The organism is Bullifex sp. (genome assembly GCF_034103065.1).
GTDB lineage: Bacteria > Spirochaetota > Spirochaetia > Sphaerochaetales > Sphaerochaetaceae > Bullifex.
This window is the reverse complement of sequence record NZ_JAXEGN010000087.1, coordinates 1-2,287: the sequence shown is the minus strand read 5'-3', so window position 1 is coordinate 2,287 and position 2,287 is coordinate 1. Positions and strand designations below refer to the sequence as shown.

Genomic DNA, 2,287 nt, shown 5'->3' with positions numbered 1-2,287 from the left:
TTACATAAATCTGTATATAAAGTTCCTAAAATTCTACAAGAAAGTAAGTTCTGATCTCTGTTATTATTCTTTCCAACTTCATTATACATTTCAAAGGCTTGGTTAAACTGTAAAGTGATAAATCCATTAGAGAAGAACTTCCAGTCAATACCCTCTCTGATATAAAAAGAAGGGATATACCACTGCTTTGGATTATCGTAGGTAAATGCACCATAAAGAGAAAATCTTAAATTATTAATCGGATAGAAGTTTGCACCCAGGCTTAAGAGAGGTGAAGAAGTAGAATGCTGATTAGCTGTCGCATTAAATGCTCCACCAAGTAAGCTTGAAAGCTCGATATATTTATACTTCCATGAATATTCAGCACCAATATCGAAGTAGTCTCTTAAATAATATGGATAGTCATTACCTTGGAAACTATAAACGCCTAATGAGATAGTTTGAGTAGGCTCACTCTGTTCAATACGTGAAAAATAGTATTGATTTTGTCTTATATGATCAATTCTATTTTCAAACAGGCTTCTATTATCTAGAATTTTTGTAGTAACACCATACTTATATAATGATTGTATTTCCTCTTCATGATCCTTGGCACTTTCATATCCAATTTTTGCCATCTCAGCAGCTGCAGAGAACTCCATAAAACTAAAGTTTTCAACTCCACAACGAATCCAAATCATCTTATCACCATACTCACGAATATCAATTGCCGCATTTCTTCTCTTTCCAATATCAAAAGAGCCATTGATAATAGTAAGCATATTCTTTAAGTTTAAATCTTCATTATCATAGAATGTAGTAGAAGCTATTACTGTATCAGAATACTCATACGCTACAGAGATAGGAGCAAGAGTAATAATACCACCATCAATTAATAAATGTCCCTTATAGTCCTGAGGAGGGAAATATGCAGGAAGAGCAAAGGATGCAATAAGAATATCTGCAAAATTACCTTCACAAACTCTTATTTCTCTCTTTGTAACTAAGTCTTGGCAAATTACCATAACAGGTATTGCTAAATCCTCAATTTGTAACTCAGTACCAACAACAGACTGAACTAATCCCTTAAATCCTGTTGGATCTAAAATACCACCTTTTAGAGGAGCAGTCATCTTAAAGAAAGTAGAAAGTTCACCAGATGTTATTACAGATAAAATTTGGTCTGGTGAAAGACCTGCTGCATATAACATAGCAATAATGGATCCCATTGAATTAGAAACAATGAAATCAGGCTCAACACCCTGCTCTTCTAAATACTTTAATACACCTAAGTGAGCAAAAGCTCTTGCAGAACCACCTGTAAGAACTAAGCCAATAGGATCTCTTTCCCCATTAGTACGTTCTAGTATCCTTTCTCTAAACGACTCTTCACCATAACTAATCGGGATATCAGAATATACGATATCTCCAATAGTAGAATTATCAACAGCGCCTAATGTTAGGCTTAAGAAAAGTACTAAAAGTAATAAAACAACACCTTTTCGCATGTTTATAACCTTACTCTAAAGCTATAAAAAGTGCAACTTAAGATTATGATAATTAATCACAAAAAATTAATTAAACTTATACAGTCAAAGATTTTATACTTTTATGTAATTTTTTATTTCAAAAATTCTAAAATATAAAATTTCAATCATTATTTTAATCACATTTTCTACTTGATTATAACCCCATATCCATTGTATTCTTTTCAAGAACGCCGGCATGGCGAAACAGGTAGACGCAGTAGACTCAAAATCTGCCGGTAGCAATACCATATCGGTTCGAGCCCGATTGCCGGTAAGCAATTAAGTCAGAATTTGTTAATCTCAAGTTCTGACTTTTTTATTACTAAAATTCATTTGTAAAACGATATCGTAGCGATAACTCTTTTTTTTGATAGTTACCGCTAAACTATAAAGCAAATAAATCATCCATAACTACTTCGGAGTGTACTACTCCTGAATATTTATTGTTCTTTATTTCATAAGTTGTTATAAAAACATGTTGAATAGCTTTTTTGTTTTCGTAACTATTTTAAATAAGCTTTCTCTTTTTCGTAGCTTTTCAGCGTATTCAGCTGTAATAACATATTCATCATTACAATGCTATGCAACGTACAACGTGCAACCAATTAACAAGTACTTTCAGTAGATCCTACGAGTGTTGTAATATCATCTACAGTTAAGTTCATTGGTGTGCAACCAATTACCAAGTACTTTCATTAGATCTTACAAAAAGCTATGAAGAAATATTAACAACTGCGTTAAGGTGCAACCAATTACCAAGTACTTTCATTAGATCTTAC

The 2,287-nt window shown here is 32.6% G+C and carries 1 protein-coding gene and 1 tRNA gene; one reads left to right on the top strand and one right to left on the bottom strand.

Going from position 1 to position 2,287, the window contains the following annotated elements:
* On the bottom strand, positions 1-1,487 hold a 1,487-nt coding region (locus tag SOY52_RS03635; RefSeq protein ID WP_320847624.1), incomplete at its 3' end, for a patatin-like phospholipase family protein.
* A 211-nt stretch (positions 1,488-1,698) separates the two neighbouring features.
* Here SOY52_RS03635 and SOY52_RS03630 point away from each other — a divergent pair.
* Positions 1,699-1,782 (top strand) — tRNA-Leu (locus tag SOY52_RS03630).
* The last annotated feature ends 505 nt before the right edge of the window (positions 1,783-2,287 follow it).